The sequence below is a fragment of the Enterocloster citroniae genome (assembly GCF_040545455.1).
GTDB lineage: Bacteria > Bacillota > Clostridia > Lachnospirales > Lachnospiraceae > Enterocloster > Enterocloster citroniae.
The window spans coordinates 23455-39359 of the sequence record NZ_JBEPLZ010000012.1 but is presented as its reverse complement, the minus strand read 5'-3'; the positions used below and the strand labels follow the sequence as shown (position 1 = coordinate 39359).

The following is a 15905-nucleotide window of genomic DNA, read 5'->3' as shown; positions in this document are numbered from 1 at the left end:
GAACAATGACTGAAGCAACCAATCTTTTAATTTTATTCAGCGACCAGCACAGCAAACATATGCTGGGCTGCTATGGCAATCCGGCAGTCAAAACCCCCTGTCTGGATGCGCTGGCGGCCGATGGGGTCTGCTTTGACGCCGCGTATGCAAACTGTCCCGTATGCGTGCCCTCCCGGGCATCCATGGCCATTGGGGATTACGGGTCCCGCCACGGCTACTGGGACAATGCCTATGCTTATGACGGAAAGGTCAAAAGCTGGGGCAGCCGTCTGACAGAACAGGGATTTTCAGTGACCACCATTGGAAAGCTGCATTTTAAGGGGGACATGCCGGAGACCGGTTTCCCGGACCAGCGTATTCCTCTTCATATTAAGGACGGGATTGGGGATGTGTACGGGGAAATCCGTGACAGACAGATCACCAGGCCCCAGTTTTGCAAAGCCCTGGAGGAGGCCAGGGCCGGGGAATCTGATTACACCAGGTATGACAGGGAGGTGGCCAGGCGGGCGGCTGAATTTTTAAGAACAGAGGGCAGTGTCTCCAAAAGCCCCTTTGCGCTGATGGCCGGTTTTGTGGCTCCCCATTTTCCGCTGGTCGTGCCGCAGGAATATGTGGATCTTTACCCTGACCCCGAGGCCCTTCCGCTTCCCGTGCAGTTTGACCGGGAAGAATGGCCCCATCATCCGGTGGTGGATGATTACCGCCGTTACTGTTGCCAGGAGGATCTTCCTGATTCCGTGAAACGCAATGCCATCCGCATCTATTATGGGCTTTGTTCGTTCCTGGATGCCCAGGTGGGCGTGGTCCTTAAGGCACTGGAGGAAACGGGGCTGGATAAAAACACCCGCGTCCTGTACTGCACGGACCATGGCGATACCATGGGGGAGCATGGGCTGTTCTTTAAGTCCACCATGTACGAGGGAAGCGTTTCCATTCCCATGATCTTTAGCGGGCCCGGCATCCGGAAAGGGAAGCGGAACGCCACAGGGGTATCCCTGGTGGATATTTACCCCACTGCCATTGAGTGTCTGGGAGGTGTGATGTGTGAGGAGGACAGGAGACTGCCCGGCCGTTCCCTTCTTGCGTTTGCAGGGGGAAAGGAGGAGCCGGAGCGGGCGGTGTATTCCGAATATCTGGGCTTTGGCATCTATACCGGGGAGTTTATGCTGCGCAGGGGACGCTTTAAATATATCCACTATGTGGGGGAACGGCCCCAGCTCTTTGATCTGAAGGAGGACCCGGAGGAATGCAGGGATCTGGCCGGGGACCCGGAGTATTGTGAAGTGATAAGAAGAATGGAGAAGGAACTTCGCACCCTGGTGGACCCTGAAAAGGCGGAAGAGGATGCCCGGATTGCCCAGAGGGCGCTGTTAGACCGGTTTGGCGGTCAGGAGGCATTTCTGAAAACATTCCATCCATCCCTGTTTTCACCAATTCCTGATCTGGAGGAGAAGTGAATCGTCCTCTTTTCCTCCCCGTCCATCCGTTGACAAAATCCTTTGAAGTCCGATATAATGATGACAATGATCAAGTTGGGTTGCAGAAAAAGAAAGTTAACGAAATGGGGGAATATGTTATGCAGTGGGATTCATTACAGCTCTCAGAGGGGGCATTGGATGCTTTTTCTTATGTACTGCGCAACAATCCTGCCACCAAGGCGGATATCTGCCGCTGTATGGGCAAGGGGATCTCCACCGTTAACCGCTATATGACTGAGCTGTGTGAAAAGGGGCTGGTCCTGGAAAGCGGTGTGGCGGATTCTTCCGGAGGGAGAAAACCCGTCCTATATTCCATCAACAGCCAAAGCTATCTGATCTGTTGTGTCAATATATCCACCATCTACTGTGAGGTCGCAGTGGTGGACATGGCGCTCCATGTGCTGAAGATCGACAGCATTTCCATAGGAGCCAAGGATACGCCGGATGAAATAATCGCCCGCATTGGACAGGCCTACCGGAATCAGCTTGCTTTTCTGGGGGCGGATGAGAATCGCTTCCTGGGGATGGGGGTCAGCGTGTTCGGCGCCATCAAGAATGAGCAGGGTGTGCTCTATAAGCCCATTATACAGTACATGAATGAGCAGTGGGACGGCTACCCGATCCTGCAGCGGCTGCAGGAGGAGATCCCCCTGACACTGTACGCGGAAAAAGGGATCAACGCAGCCGCCATGCTGGAATATAATCACGGAAAGGCGCGGGACAGCAGCAACATCATCTATGTGCTGTGTGCCATGAATATCCGGTCCGCTGTGATACAGAATGGACATATCACAGGGAACTCCCCGTTTTTCGAGGATGCCTTTGGCCATATGGTCATCAACTACGATGGCCCCCTATGCCAGTGCGGACAATACGGGTGCCTTAACTGCTATGCGGCCATACCCGCTGTCCTGGAAGGGTTTTCCAAAGAGGTAAAACGGGGCCACAGCACCATGATTGGGGGGGATGTGGACCATGTAACAATCCAGCAGGTGTGCGCTGCTGCCCGTGCCAATGACATTCCCGCAGTGAATGCCATTACGGATAAGGCGCATATGCTGGGGATCGCCCTGGCCAATTACATCAATATCATCTGCCCGGACAAGGTCATCCTGGCAGGGCTTATGGTCAAGGAGTCGGAACTGTATTATGATACGGCGGTCAAAACAGCCCGGGCACGCCTTGGCTTTACCGGCAATCAGGATGTGACCTTCCAGCGCCTGGGGAGCTTTTCCAACTCCCTTACCGTGGGAGCCGGAGCCATGCTTCTGGAAAAGCTGATACATGGAAGGCCTCCTGTGCAGCATTCCTAAACCGCACAGGTACGGTAAGGTGCGTTTGTTCCCCTCAAGGCCTTTTGGAAAACGGAACTTATGCTTCCCGCTTATGGCTTATGTAGTCCAGTATCTGGCGGGCATATGAGTCCGCTGAATCTGAGTCGGAGAGCAGGTCCGGGGAATATGCCACATAGTCCAGGGGCGCTTTGTAATCCTCCTTCAGGCAGGGGGACCACAGCGGGCCGAACTGGGGCAGGAACAGGCCGCACTTCTTTGAATAACAGGTGCGGGCAGTGGCCTTTTTCCTGGCATCCTTGTCCACGTATTCGCCCACGCTTTTGTGGACCGCCGTGTCCTCAAAGGGCAGGTAGTAGTAATCCCTGTAATTGGGATAAAAGTACTTCAGTTCACCCTGATACAGGGCAATATTGCATGTCAGCACGTCCCGGTGGAGCTCCAGGCTCACCGGGGCGGTGTCGTATTCCAGGGGAACCGGGATGGAATAGGGACTTTTCCAGGTCAGGTTCAGAAAGGGACCGGGAATGCCGTCCGCGCAGTAGAGCTGCTGTGAGTCCAGGGCAAAGGGCGCCTCCATCATATCCGCATAATTGAGGATGGGAAGGATGGAGGGCATTCCCTTTAAGTCATCCTCATTGTGCAGGATCAGGAGGTCATACAGAAAGGATTCGTGGGTGACCAGGTAATCCCTGTACACCTCAATGAGCTGTCCGCCGGAGTATTTGTCCTCCCGGGATACGCCTAAGAACTGCTCGATGGATTTCTGCTTCATATTCTCAAGGCCCAAAAGCTTGCGGTAGGGCTTTATTTTTTTGTAAATATCCACGCTGGCAATATTGTCAAAATTGTAATCCAGGCCCAGCCGTCTGCAGCATTTCAGCAGGTATGGGATATCAAACCCGTCTCCGTTAAAATGCACCAGCACCTTAAACCGTTCCATGAATGTGAAAAATGTGGTCAGCAGCTGGGCTTCCGATTCCCTGGTGTCCGCAAACCACTGGACCAGCTTCCAGCCAAAGCCGTCATGGTAGGTACAGCCGATCAGGTAGAGCTGTGAGGTGTCCCCGGAAAATCCGGTGGTCTCAATGTCAAAAAACAGCAGGTCCCGGAGGGCGCCGATCCGCTCCAGGGGATATGTATCAGGCAGGTCAACGGGATGCTTGATGGTTATCATGGGTATCACTCCTTTGTGATCTGTGGTTTGTCAGTTTTCCTTGTATACTGAAGGTAGTTTAACCCATAATCCCTTCTGATGCAAGTGGCCGAAACAGAATATTTGTTCGACCCGCTTGCATTGGGATAAGGGGTATGTTATGATGAATGGCAGGAAATGAAACAGAGAAAGAATGGGAACAAGATATGATTTCATACGTAAAAGGGCCTCTTATGGGCATTGAAGAGGATGTGATCGTGGTGGAGGCCGGCAGCCTGGGACTGGCTGTCCATGTGCCTGTTTCCCTGCTTCCGGAACTGCCGGGGCTGGGGCAGGAAGTGACGGTTTATACATATTTTCAGGTGAGGGAGGACGCCATGACGCTGTATGGTTTTCTCCATCCCCAGGACAGGGACATGTTCCGGCAGCTGCTGGGGGTAAACGGGATCGGGCCAAAGGGCGCCCTGGGGATCTTATCCGTGCTCAGGCCGGATGACCTGAGGCTTGCCATTGTGAGCGAGGATGTGAAAGCCCTGGCAAAGGCTCCGGGGATCGGGACCAAGACAGCCCAGAGGATGATCCTGGATCTGAAGGACAAGATATCCATGGATGATGTGCTGGGATCCATGGCTTCAGGGACGGATCTGGGGACAGGTTCCGGCGCGGCCGCCATGGCCGGGCTGGCGGAAGCGGCTAAGGAGGCGGTCCAGGCTTTGGTGGCCCTGGGGTATACCAACTCAGAGGCGTCAAGGGCTGTGAAACAGGTGGAGATCGTGGATGGGATGACATCCGAGGATGTGTTAAAGGCATCCTTAAAGCATCTGTCTTTCCTGTAAGCATATCTGCAGTGGGCAAGGGAAAACAAAGGTCCCCTTGGCCGCTGAGGGCAAGGGCGGATGATAATGATTGGTTGAGGTGTGTATGGAACGCAGAATTATAACAACGGAAGTGACGGCGGAGGAAGAGCGCATGGAGGTTACCCTGCGCCCCCAGTGTCTTAAGGATTATGTGGGGCAGGAAAAGCTTAAGTCCACCCTGAATGTATATATAGAGGCGGCCAGGAACCGGAATGAGGCCCTGGACCATGTGCTGTTTTACGGCCCTCCGGGGCTGGGCAAGACCACCCTTGCGGGGATCATTGCCAATGAGATGGGAAGCAATATGAAGGTGACCAGCGGGCCGGCCATTGAGAAGCCGGGTGAGATGGCCGCCATCCTCAACAATCTCCAGGAGGGGGATGTGCTGTTTGTGGATGAGATCCACCGCCTCAACCGGCAGGTGGAGGAAGTGCTGTACCCGGCCATGGAGGATTTTGCCATTGACATTATGCTGGGAAAGGACTCCACTGCCAGGTCCATACGTTTGGACCTGCCTCATTTTACACTGGTGGGGGCCACCACCAGGGCCGGCCTTCTCACAGCGCCGCTTCGGGACCGGTTTGGTGTAGTGCAGAGGCTGGAGTTTTATTCTCCCGGGGAGCTGACCACCATCATCCTTCACTCAGCCCGTGTGCTGGGGGTGGAGATCGAGGAGTCGGGGGCCCTGGAGTTAGCCAGACGGTCACGGGGTACCCCCAGGCTGGCCAACCGTCTTTTAAAGCGGGTCAGGGATTTTGCACAGGTCAAATATGACGGTGTGATCACAAAGGAAGTAACTGATTTTGCGCTGGATATCATGGATGTGGACAAGCTGGGGCTGGATCAGAATGACAGGAATATCCTGCTGATGATCATTGAAAAATTTTCCGGCGGTCCGGTGGGATTGGATACCCTGGCAGCCGCTCTGGGAGAGGATTCCGGCACGCTGGAGGAAGTGTACGAACCGTACCTGCTCATGAACGGCCTGATCAACAGGACTCCAAGAGGCCGCATGGCAACGGAATCGGCCTATCACCATCTGGGACTTAAAATGTAGAAAAACGCTGTATACACGGTCTTGAGGCTTTGGATATGATATGGTATAATGTCGTCAGACATGATACGGCACCGGATCGGTGTCACGAAAAACAGGAGAGCAGAATGGATTCTAAGAATTATACACAGGTTTTAATAGATGGAAAGATATATACATTGGGCGGGATCGAGGAGGAGGCATACCTTCAGAAGGCTGCCAGCTATGTAAATGACAAGAACGCCCAGATGCGCAGACTGCCCGGTTTTACAAAGCAGAACGCGGATTATCAGATGGTCATGACGGAACTGAACATTGCCGATGACTATTTCAAAGCCATGGAATGGGGCGAGGGCATGGAACGCCAGAAGAATGACATGGAGAAAGAAACATACAGCTTAAAGCATGAGCTGGTAAGCACCCAGATGAAGCTGGAGGCAGTGTTAAAGGACCTGGAGGAACGGCAGAAGGAGCTGGACCGCTTTACCAGGACCATAGCCCAGATGGAAGGGGAATTAAAGGAAGTCAGGGAGGAGTACGAAGCCCTTAAGAGCAGCAGGGAGGAAGGGGAACTCTCTCAGGTAAGAATGGTATCAGATGTTAAGACTGTCTCTGAGGCAGAACTGGTGGAGACGGTGGAAGCAGTGACCCAGGCAGCAAAGACTGCGGATGCAGGGGGGACAGAGATGCCGGACCCGGCGCAGGAAGACAGGATCCCGGCGCAGGAAAACAGGATCCAGGCGCAGGAAAACAGGATCCAGGCGCAGGAAGACAGGATGCGGGAGCAGGAAGCACAGGGACAGGCTGCCCGGGAACAGGACACGACAGACAAAAGGGAAAGCAGTTCAGGCAGCAGACCGGAGCAGACCGGAGCAGCTGAAGCTGCAGCTACATTACAGACCGCACAGACCGCAGGCATTTCCGATGAGGAGCTTGCAAAAAGGGCCTTGCAGGCAGCTAAGAAGGCCAATTCACACAGGGGCGGGCGCAGATAAGGCAGCACGGGCTTTTGCCCGGACGCTGTGACAGATACAGGGGGATGTCTCATGGGGATACGTGAGGCATTTTTTCTTTCAGGAAAGGTTGTAGGAATATGGAAAAAAGACAGGTGGAAATACTGGCGCCGGCCGGTTCATGGGAGAGCATGAAGGCGGCTGTGGCGGCTGGCGCAGATGCGGTTTATATGGGAGGCAGCCGGTTCGGGGCCAGGGCCTATGCGGATAATCCGGATGAAAAGGGGCTTGTGGAGGCCATTGATCATGTGCATCTGCACGGACGCAGGCTGTATATGACGGTCAATACCCTGTTTAAGGAATCGGAGCTAAAAGAGCTGGCGGCATACATGAAGCCCTACTATGATCAGGGACTGGACGGAGTGATCGTGCAGGACCTGGGAGCGTTACAGGTCCTGAAGGAGAATTTCCCCGGCCTGGAGCTGCATGCCAGCACCCAGATGACCATCACCAGCGTGTATGGAGCCAGAATGCTAAGAGACCTTGGCTGCAACCGGGTGGTGACTTCCAGGGAAATGTCCCTGGATGAGATACGCCGCGTCCATGAGCAGGTGGATGTGGAGATTGAAAGTTTTGTCCATGGCGCCCTGTGTTACTGCTATTCAGGCCAATGCCTGATGAGCAGCCTTATCGGAGGAAGAAGCGGGAACAGGGGAAGGTGCGCCCAGCCCTGCCGTCTTCCCTACCGGGTGTATGAGGGCGGGGAGGGTAAATCTGCCGCCCTGAACCGGGAGAATGAAAAGCATGTCCTGAGCCTGAAAGACCTCTGTACCCTGGACATACTGCCGGATATCATTGATTCCGGCGTGTATTCCCTGAAGATAGAGGGCAGGATGAAAAGCCCCAGATACACGGCCGGGGTGGTGAGTGTTTACCGCAGGTACGTGGACCTCTACCTGGAACAGGGAAGAAGGGGGTACCGAGTAGAGGAGGCGGACCGGAAGATGCTTCTGGACCTGTTCGACCGCGGAGGGTTTACCTCAGGGTATTATGAAGCCCACAATGGACGGGATATGGTGGCACTTAAGGAAAAGCCGGAATTCAGGGAGGGGAACCAGAAGCTTTTTGATTATCTGGACCGCACCTATGTGACCGCACAGCAAAAGGAGCCTGTCAGCGGCCATGTGATTCTGGAGACAGGAAAGCCGTCTGTCATGACCCTAAGCTGTGGCGGTGTTAAGGCGGCTGTCAGCGGGCAGGCGCCCGAGGCGGCGCAGAAGCAGCCCATGACAGAGGAAAAAGTATTAAAACAGCTGAACAAAACAGGCAACACGCCATTTGTCTTTGAACGTCTGAGCGCAGAGCTGAAGGGAGATCTGTTCCTGCCCGTGCAGGCCCTGAACGAACTGCGAAGATCCGGCTTGGAATCCCTGCAGTCCGCCATACTGAAGGAGTATAGACGCGGGCCGGGGATGTCTAAAGAGGGAGTGCTGTCTGAAAACAAAGACAGCACTGATCCGTCAGAGAAGCCGGCAGCCCAACCCTGGATCCTTGCCGTTTCCCTGGAGGAGCCCTGCCAGCTGGAACCCGCACTGAGGCAGCAGGAGGTTTCCGATGTGTATGTGGATGCGGATGGGTTCGGTCCGGACACATGGAAGGGTACGGCGGACCGGTGTCATAAGAGGGGGAAATCCTGTTATCTCACCCTGCCCCATATTTTCAGGAGCCATGCCCTTGTGTTTTTTAAAGACCATATGACGGAACTTAAACATGCAGGCTTTGACGGAGTGGTGGTCCGCGCCCTGGAAGAGATCCGGTGGCTGGAGGACCAGCAGATCGCCCTGCCGTTTATAACGGACGCGTCTGTTTACGCCTGGAACAGCAGGACCATTGGCGAACTGGCTTCAAGGGAACCCCGGGCAGTGACCATGCCGTGGGAGCTTAACAGCCGGGAACTGGAGCCTGTGCTTGCGGCCTGCAGCCGTGCCGGGGTGCCGGGAGAACTGGTGGTATACGGATATGCGCCCATGATGGTGTCGGCCCAATGCATAACCAGGACCGTTAAGTCATGTACCCATAAACGCGGCCTGTTAAGGATGAAGGACCGGACCGGGGCAGTATTGATGGTGAAAAATCACTGCCATTTCTGTTACAATACCATCTACAATCCGTCCCCCCTGTCTTTGCTGGGAAATGAAGGCCTGATCCGGCGCATGGGTACAGCTCGTGTCCGTCTTCAGTTTACAGTGGAGGACGGGCAGCAGACAGGTAAGGTACTGGAAGCGTTTTCCAAGGCCTTTATGGGCGGGGAAACGGCTGAACCTCCCTTTAAGGATTTTACCAGGGGACATTTTAAGCGCGGAGTGGAGTGACGTTTATGACCAATCTGATCGTTGAGGTTTCAAAATATCTGATGATACTGCTGATGGCGGTTTACACCTATGCCAACTTCCGCTTTTTTTCCTTTCAGGATATGGAAAAGAAGCGGAGGGTGTGCGGCGGACAGAACCGGGCCATGTTCTCCATCCATTTTCTGGCGTACCTGGTCATGTACTTAAAGACCGGGAATGAAAGCGTTAAGATGATGCTCATTGCATTTTACGTGGCCCAGGTGGTGTTCTTTCTGTGCTATATCTATATGTACCGTTTCCTGTACCGGAATGTCTCCCGTCTGCTGGTGAACAATACGTGCATGCTGCTTTGCGTGGGTTTTATCATGCTCACCAGGCTGTCCTTGGACAAGGGGCTGGATAAGGCGGTGCGCCAGTTTGTGATCGTGGTCATATCAGCGGCTTTGTCCTGGCTGGTCCCCTATGTGATGGAGCGGGTGTGGCAGCTGTATAAGCTTCAGTGGGTGTACGCGGGAGCCGGGATCCTGGTGCTTCTTATTGTATACCTGACTGGAAATGAAAGCTTTGGCGCCCAGCTGTCCCTGACGTTTGGAGGATTTTCCGTACAGCCCTCCGAGTTTGTGAAACTCACCTTTGTGCTCTTTACAGCCTCCATGTTTTACCAGTCCACGGACTTTAAGACAGTTGTGACAGCAACCGCTGTGGCGGCTGCCCATGTGCTTATTATGGTGTTGTCCAAGGACCTTGGGGGCGCTCTGATCTTTTTTATCACCTACCTGCTCATGCTGTTTGTGGCCACCAATAACTGGTTTTATCTGGGGGCGGGAACCATTCTGGGAGCGGGTGCGTCCGTGGGGGCCTACCAGCTGTTTGACCATGTTAAGCGCAGGGTCCTGGCCTGGAGCAATCCCTGGGCGGACATTGACAACAAGGGGTATCAGATCACCCAGTCCCTGTTTGCCATTGGCACGGGCGGCTGGTTCGGCATGGGACTCTGCCAGGGGATGCCGGGAAAGATCCCTGTGGTGGAAAAGGATTTTATCTTTTCCGCTGTGTCCGAGGAGATGGGAGGCATCTTTGCCATCTGTGTGCTCCTCATCTGCCTGGGATGTTTTATCCAGTTCATGATGATCGCCACCAGCATGCAGGCTGTATTCTATAAACTGATCGCCTTTGGCCTGGGGATGGAATATATAATCCAGGTATTCCTGACCGTGGGCGGCGTGACAAAGTTCATTCCCTCCACCGGGGTGACCCTGCCCTTTGTAAGTTATGGGGGAAGCTCCATACTCAGCACATTTATCCTGTTTGGCATGATCCAGGGATTGTATATATTGAAGCGCAATGACCAGGAGGAGCTGGAGGAAGGCTAGAACCTGGTCCGCGGCGGCAGGCCGGTATTCGGATATGCTCAAAGGAAGGAGATGGAACCATGGCAAAAAAAGCAAATCCCAATCCAAGGGCTAATAAAAACATTCTGGGGGTCACTTATCTCATGGTGGCCGTGTTCCTGGGACTGGCCGTGTATCTGGGGTATTTTCTCCAGGTCAGGAGCGAGGATGTGATCAATAACTCGTACAATGCCCGCCTGGACAGTTTTTCGGACCGGATCGTCAGGGGGAAGATCCTGGCAGCGGACGGCACTGTTCTGGCTCAGACCCAGGTGGATGGGGAGGGGAATGAGACACGGGTCTACGATTTCGGCAGTGTCTTTGACCATGTGGTGGGCTATTCCACCAAGGGAAAAACCGGCATTGAGGCCATGGCTAACTTTTACCTGCTCACATCCCATGTGAACCTGGTGGAACAGGTGGCCAATGAACTGGCAGGCCACAAGAACCTGGGAGATAATGTTTATACCACTCTGGATGCCCAGCTACAGCAGGCAGCTTACGCTGCCCTGGGGGACCGGAAAGGCGTTGTGATCGCCATGGAGCCGGATACGGGCAAGGTCCTGGCCATGGTTTCAAAACCGGGCTATGACCCCAATACGCTGCTTCAGGACTGGGATGTTCTGACATCAGGGGAGAATAGGGAGGGCCAGCTGTTAAACCGCGCGGCCCAGGGGCTGTACCCGCCCGGCTCCACCTTTAAGATCGTGACCGCCCTGGAATATATGAGGGAGCATCCGGACAATTACAGGGACTATCAGTTTGACTGCAGGGGCGTGTACGAGAATGGGGATTACAGGATTAAATGCTACCACAGCACGGCCCACGGCCATCAGGATTTCACCCTGGCATTTGCAAATTCCTGCAACGGTGCATTTTCCAGCCTGGGGCTGGACCTGAACCTGGGAAAATTCAGGGAAACAGCAAAAAGCCTGCTGTTTGATTCGCCCCTTCCTGTGGCAGGGATGCCCTATAAACAGAGCTCCTTCCAAATGGGGCCGGGGGCCGATACCTGGGAAATACTCCAGACATCCATCGGGCAGGGAACCACCCAGATCACGCCTCTTCACAACGCCATGATAACAGCATCCATTGCCAATGGCGGGACCCTGATGAAGCCCTATTTCCTGAGTTCGGTTGAGTCGGCCGGGGGCGAGGAGATAAAGAGGTTTATGCCCTCCGCCTATGGAAGCCTGATGACAGCCGGGGAGGCGGCCGGACTTACGGAGCTGATGCGGGCGGTTGTGACAGAGGGGACAGGTTCCGGTGTGCGCACGGATGCCTATACGGTGGCGGCCAAGACCGGTTCGGCGGAGTTTGAGACCGGGAAGGAGACACATGCCTGGTTTACGGGATTTGCCCCGGCCGAGTCACCCAGGCTGGTGGTTACCGTGCTGGTGGAGGAAGGCGGCAGCGGAGGAAGGGCGGCGGCGCCCATTGCGCGGCAATTGTTTGATATTTATATGAGCCGGTGAAACCGGTCTTATCTTGTAAAAGAATAACGATATTTGTAGAAAACAGGGAGATTTCATGTTATAATCTCCCTGTTTGTTTTGCCCTTTTATCTCCTTATATACCGGAGCTTTTTCAAACCCGGTCCAGGGAAAGGGAAGTGTTGCACGATTATCTTGCTAAGTGTCTATGACAAGAAAGGAGAACGCGCGTGTTTCGAGCGGAAGATTATGTAAAAGTGGACAGCCTGGCAGAAGCTTATGAGCTGTGCCAGAAACGCAGCAGCCTGGTAGTGGGCGGAATGGTCTGGCTGAAGATGACCAATGTGACAAAGCGTACGATCGTGGACCTGTCAGGTCTGGGATTGGATCAGATAGAGGAGACAGGGGAGGAATTCAGGATCGGATGTATGAGCACCCTGCGCCAGATAGAGACACACCAGGGGCTGAACCAGTATTTTGGCGGCATATTCAGGGAATGTACCCGTCACATTGTGGGAGTGCAGATGCGCAACTGTGCAACTGTGGGAGGAAGTATCTACAGCCGCTTCGGTTTTTCAGACATTCTTACATGCATGATGGCTCTGGACACCTATGTGGAGCTTTACCACGGAGGGATCATGCCGTTGTCCGAGTTTGCAAAAAGACCGGTGCGCAGGGATGACAAGGATATCCTGGTGCGCGTGATCATAAAAAAGGACGGGCGCAAGGCGGCCTATACCACACAGAGGAACAGCAGTACGGATTTTCCGCTTCTGGCCTGCTGTGTATCCCGCAGGGGCAGCAATTGGTATGTGGCTGTGGGGGCCAGACCGTCCAAGGCCCAGGTGGTAACCATCACGGATGACGGTTATGACAGCCTGGCCCAGCTGGCCCGTGAGGCGGCTGATTCATTTACCTATGGCACTAATACCAGGGGAAGCAGCCGGTACCGCCGTCAGCTGGCATCTGTCTATATCCGCCGCCTGATGGAACGTCTCACAGGAAGGAGTGTGACCATAGGATGAATATACAGTTTCGGTTAAACGGAAAAAATGTGCAGGCGGATGTGGAGCCGGATGTAATTCTTTTGGACCTGGTAAGGGAACTGGGGTGTTACAGCGTGAAACGGGGCTGTGAGACAGCTAACTGCGGATTGTGTACGGTATGGCTGGACGGAAAGCCGGTGCTCTCCTGTTCCACCCTGGCAGTGCGCGTGGACGGACGCCATGTGACCACACTGGAGGGCCTTCAGAAGGAGGCGGAGGAGTTCGGCATGTTCCTGGCAGCTGAGGGCGGGGAGCAGTGCGGATTCTGCAGCCCCGGGTTTATCATGAATGTGCTGGCCATGGAAAAGGAGCTGGACCATCCGGATGAGGATGAGGTCCGGGAATATCTGTCAGGCAACCTGTGCCGCTGCAGCGGATACATGTCCCAGCTGCGGGCGGTGAAACAATATCTGGACAGGAAAAATGGCGTGGGAGGTGATGTCTGATGGAGAATTTACAGATGAGGAATTTCCGTATCGTAGGCGCGCCGGTGATTAAAAAAGATGCCAAGGCGCTTGTGACAGGAAAGCCTGTGTTTACAGATGACCTGGCGCTGAAGGACTGCCTGGTGGTAAAGGTGCTCAGAAGCCCCTATGCCCATGCGCTGATCACTGAGATCGACTGCGCGGTAGCGGTTAAGATCCCGGGCATTGAGTGTATCATCACACATAAGGACGTGCCCCGGAAACGCTTTACCATGGCAGGGCAGACCTATCCGGAGCCCAGCCCTTACGACAGGCTGATCCTGGATGAGCGCCTGCGCTTTGTGGGGGATGCGGTGGCTGTTGTGGCCGGTGAAACTGAGGCGGCCGTGGACCATGCCATGCGCCTGATCCGTGTGAAGTACCAAGTGCTGGAGCCGGTGCTGGACATGCATGACTCCAAGGATGGGGACATCCTGGTGCACCCTGAGGACAGCTGGGAGAGCCATTGCGATGTGGGCGCCGACAACAGGAGGAACCTGTGCGCCTCGGGAAAGGAGACCCATGGAGACCTGGAGGAAGCGTTTGCAGGGTGTACCCATGTCATTGAGCGCGTGTATCATACAAAGGCAAACCAGCAGGCCATGATGGAGACATTCCGGGCATACACTTACATGGATGTGTACGGGCGCCTGAATATCGTGGCATCCACCCAGGTGCCCTTCCATACAAGGCGTATCCTTGCCCATGCCCTGGACGTTCCCAAATCCAGGATCCGGGTGATCAAGCCTCGGATCGGCGGCGGCTTCGGCGCCAAACAGACCGTGGTGGCAGAGGTTTATCCCGCCATTGTCACAATGAAGACGGGCAAGCCCGCTAAGATCATATACAGCCGCTATGAGTCCCAAATCGCATCCTCACCCCGCCATGAGATGGAAGTGCGGGTAAAGCTGGGCTGCGATGACAGAGGAGTCCTGCAGGCAATGGATGTGTACACTCTGTCCAACACAGGCGCCTATGGTGAGCACGGACCGACCACAGTGGGACTGTCGGGCCATAAGTCCATTCCGCTGTACCGCACACCCAAGGCATTCCGGTTTGCCTATGACGTGGTTTACACCAACCGTATGTCCGCAGGCGCATACCGGGGATACGGGGCCACCCAGGGGATCTTTGCTGTGGAGTCAGCTGTCAGTGAGCTGGCGGCCCAGATGGGCATGGACCCTGTGGCCATGCGGGAGCTGAACATGGTAAAGGAAGGGGACATTATGCCTGCTTACTACGGTGAGCCGGCCAACAGCTGTGCATTGGACCGCTGCGTTGCAAAGGTCAAGGAAATGATAGGCTGGGATGAGAAATACCCCAGAAGGGCAGTGAGCGGTACAAAGGTGCGCGGCGTGGGACTTGCCATGGCCATGCAGGGCTCTGCCATCTCCGGCGTGGATGTGGCCAGTGTGTGTGTGAAGGTCAATGACGATGGTTTCTACAGCCTGATGATCGGAGCCGCGGACATGGGCACGGGATGTGACACCACCCTGGCTCAGGTGGCTGCGGAAAGTCTGGGCTGTGAACTGGAGGACATTGTGGTCTACGGAACCGACACCGACATCTCACCCTATGATTCAGGTTCCTATGCTTCCAGTACGGCATACCTTACCGGTATGGCAGTGGTAAAAACCTGCGAAGCCCTGAAAAAGAAGATCCTGCACAAGGCAGCCAGGTACCTGGAGTGCAGGGAGGACGAGCTGGAGTTTGACGGCAAACGCGTATACAAGCTTTCCTGCGAGGAGGACGGGACCAGGAAAGAGATGACCATCAAAGACATAGGAAACCGAGTTATGTGCAGCAATGAGGACGCCCTTCAGGTCACGGAGTCCCATTCCTCACCTGTGTCCCCGCCGCCTTTTATGGCAGGAGCCGCAGAGGTGGAAGTGGATACGGAGACAGGGGATGTGAAGCTGATCCGTTTTGTGGCAGCCGTGGACTGCGGCACTCCTCTGAACATCAACCTGGCAAGGGTACAGACCGAGGGCGGTTTGGCCCAGGGAATCGGTATGGCCCTGTATGAGGATGTGACTTACTCTGAAACAGGCAGAGTGCATGAAAACTCATTTATGCAGTACAAGGTTCCCAGCCGCCAGGATGTTGGAAACGTACAGGTGGAGTTTGAGTGCAGCTACGAGCCCACAGGGCCTTACGGAGCTAAATCCATTGGTGAGATCGTGATCAACACGCCTTCACCTGCCATTGCCAATGCAGTGTACAACGCAGTGGGGGTTCGGATCAGGGAGCTGCCCATTACGGCGGAAAAGGTGTTTAATGGTATGAATGGGCTGGATTAACGGAAAGAAGCAGATGGGGCAACAAGGGGAAAAATAAATAAAAATGTAAAATCTCCAAGTATAATTCCCAATTACCTCCCAATTCAAAACACAGATAAACCTTGCATATCCCTTCCAAAAGTTGTATACTAAGACCAGTTATGGTTAGCAC

Annotated in this window: 12 protein-coding genes; 11 read left to right on the top strand and 1 reads right to left on the bottom strand. The window is 54.6% G+C overall.

Translation table 11 applies throughout. From position 1 onward, the window contains the following. Positions 1 to 5 precede the first annotated feature (5 nt). Positions 6 to 1457 carry a sulfatase family protein gene (locus ABID13_RS16305; protein WP_048929519.1) on the top strand — a complete coding sequence of 484 codons (1452 nt, stop codon included), beginning with the start codon at positions 6 to 8 and terminating at the stop codon, positions 1455 to 1457. Between the two features lie 119 nt (positions 1458 to 1576). Further along, the gene (locus ABID13_RS16300) at positions 1577 to 2791 is read left to right on the top strand and encodes an ROK family transcriptional regulator (RefSeq protein ID WP_048929518.1); all 1215 of its coding nucleotides are present in this window, start codon (positions 1577 to 1579) and stop codon (positions 2789 to 2791) included. A 58-nt stretch (positions 2792 to 2849) separates the two neighbouring features. Here the strand turns inward: ABID13_RS16300 and ABID13_RS16295 are convergent, their stop codons facing one another. Next, a complete protein-coding gene (locus ABID13_RS16295; RefSeq protein ID WP_007863260.1) occupies positions 2850 to 3947 on the bottom strand; it encodes an exonuclease in 1098 nt (365 codons plus the stop codon). 185 nt (positions 3948 to 4132) lie between these two features. Between ABID13_RS16295 and ruvA the strand changes: the two genes are divergently transcribed. From ruvA to ABID13_RS16250, 9 genes are all read left to right on the top strand, one after another. Continuing rightward, positions 4133 to 4762: a Holliday junction branch migration protein RuvA gene (ruvA, locus tag ABID13_RS16290; protein ID WP_007863259.1), complete on the top strand. Its 630-nt coding sequence runs from the start codon at positions 4133 to 4135 to the stop codon at positions 4760 to 4762. Positions 4763 to 4847: 85 nt separating this feature from the next. Next, positions 4848 to 5840 carry a Holliday junction branch migration DNA helicase RuvB gene (gene ruvB / locus ABID13_RS16285; protein ID WP_007863258.1) on the top strand — a complete coding sequence of 331 codons (993 nt, stop codon included), beginning with the start codon at positions 4848 to 4850 and terminating at the stop codon, positions 5838 to 5840. A 104-nt stretch (positions 5841 to 5944) separates the two neighbouring features. After that, positions 5945 to 6811, top strand: a complete 867-nt coding sequence (locus ABID13_RS16280) for a cell division protein ZapA (protein WP_048929517.1) — start codon at positions 5945 to 5947, stop codon at positions 6809 to 6811. 98 nt (positions 6812 to 6909) lie between these two features. Continuing rightward, a complete protein-coding gene (locus ABID13_RS16275) occupies positions 6910 to 9141 on the top strand; it encodes a U32 family peptidase (protein WP_048929516.1) in 2232 nt (743 codons plus the stop codon). A 5-nt stretch (positions 9142 to 9146) separates the two neighbouring features. Further along, the gene (locus ABID13_RS16270) at positions 9147 to 10493 is read left to right on the top strand and encodes an FtsW/RodA/SpoVE family cell cycle protein (RefSeq protein WP_045091796.1); all 1347 of its coding nucleotides are present in this window, start codon (positions 9147 to 9149) and stop codon (positions 10491 to 10493) included. 59 nt (positions 10494 to 10552) lie between these two features. Further along, on the top strand, positions 10553 to 11986 hold the full coding sequence (locus tag ABID13_RS16265) for a peptidoglycan D,D-transpeptidase FtsI family protein (protein WP_007863253.1): 1434 nt from the start codon (positions 10553 to 10555) through the stop codon (positions 11984 to 11986). Between the two features lie 188 nt (positions 11987 to 12174). Continuing rightward, the gene (locus ABID13_RS16260; RefSeq protein ID WP_007863251.1) at positions 12175 to 12969 is read left to right on the top strand and encodes an FAD binding domain-containing protein; all 795 of its coding nucleotides are present in this window, start codon (positions 12175 to 12177) and stop codon (positions 12967 to 12969) included. Beyond that, positions 12966 to 13436, top strand: a complete 471-nt coding sequence (locus tag ABID13_RS16255) for a (2Fe-2S)-binding protein (protein WP_007863249.1) — start codon at positions 12966 to 12968, stop codon at positions 13434 to 13436. The genes ABID13_RS16260 and ABID13_RS16255 overlap by 4 nt, the downstream gene beginning before the upstream one ends. Further along, positions 13436 to 15754, top strand: coding sequence for a xanthine dehydrogenase family protein molybdopterin-binding subunit (locus ABID13_RS16250; RefSeq protein WP_007863248.1), 2319 nt, complete (start codon positions 13436 to 13438; stop codon positions 15752 to 15754). Before ABID13_RS16255 ends, ABID13_RS16250 begins: the two co-directional genes overlap by 1 nt. The last annotated feature ends 151 nt before the right edge of the window (positions 15755 to 15905 follow it).

Coding starts and splice junctions, on each gene's coding strand:
- ABID13_RS16305 (WP_048929519.1), top strand. CDS start 6: ATGACTGAAGCAACCAATCTTTTAATTTTATTCAGCGACCAGCACAGC.
- ABID13_RS16300 (WP_048929518.1), top strand. CDS start 1,577: ATGCAGTGGGATTCATTACAGCTCTCAGAGGGGGCATTGGATGCTTTT.
- ABID13_RS16295 (WP_007863260.1), bottom strand. CDS start 3,947: ATGATAACCATCAAGCATCCCGTTGACCTGCCTGATACATATCCCCTG.
- ruvA (WP_007863259.1), top strand. CDS start 4,133: ATGATTTCATACGTAAAAGGGCCTCTTATGGGCATTGAAGAGGATGTG.
- ruvB (WP_007863258.1), top strand. CDS start 4,848: ATGGAACGCAGAATTATAACAACGGAAGTGACGGCGGAGGAAGAGCGC.
- ABID13_RS16280 (WP_048929517.1), top strand. CDS start 5,945: ATGGATTCTAAGAATTATACACAGGTTTTAATAGATGGAAAGATATAT.
- ABID13_RS16275 (WP_048929516.1), top strand. CDS start 6,910: ATGGAAAAAAGACAGGTGGAAATACTGGCGCCGGCCGGTTCATGGGAG.
- ABID13_RS16270 (WP_045091796.1), top strand. CDS start 9,147: ATGACCAATCTGATCGTTGAGGTTTCAAAATATCTGATGATACTGCTG.
- ABID13_RS16265 (WP_007863253.1), top strand. CDS start 10,553: ATGGCAAAAAAAGCAAATCCCAATCCAAGGGCTAATAAAAACATTCTG.
- ABID13_RS16255 (WP_007863249.1), top strand. CDS start 12,966: ATGAATATACAGTTTCGGTTAAACGGAAAAAATGTGCAGGCGGATGTG.
- ABID13_RS16250 (WP_007863248.1), top strand. CDS start 13,436: ATGGAGAATTTACAGATGAGGAATTTCCGTATCGTAGGCGCGCCGGTG.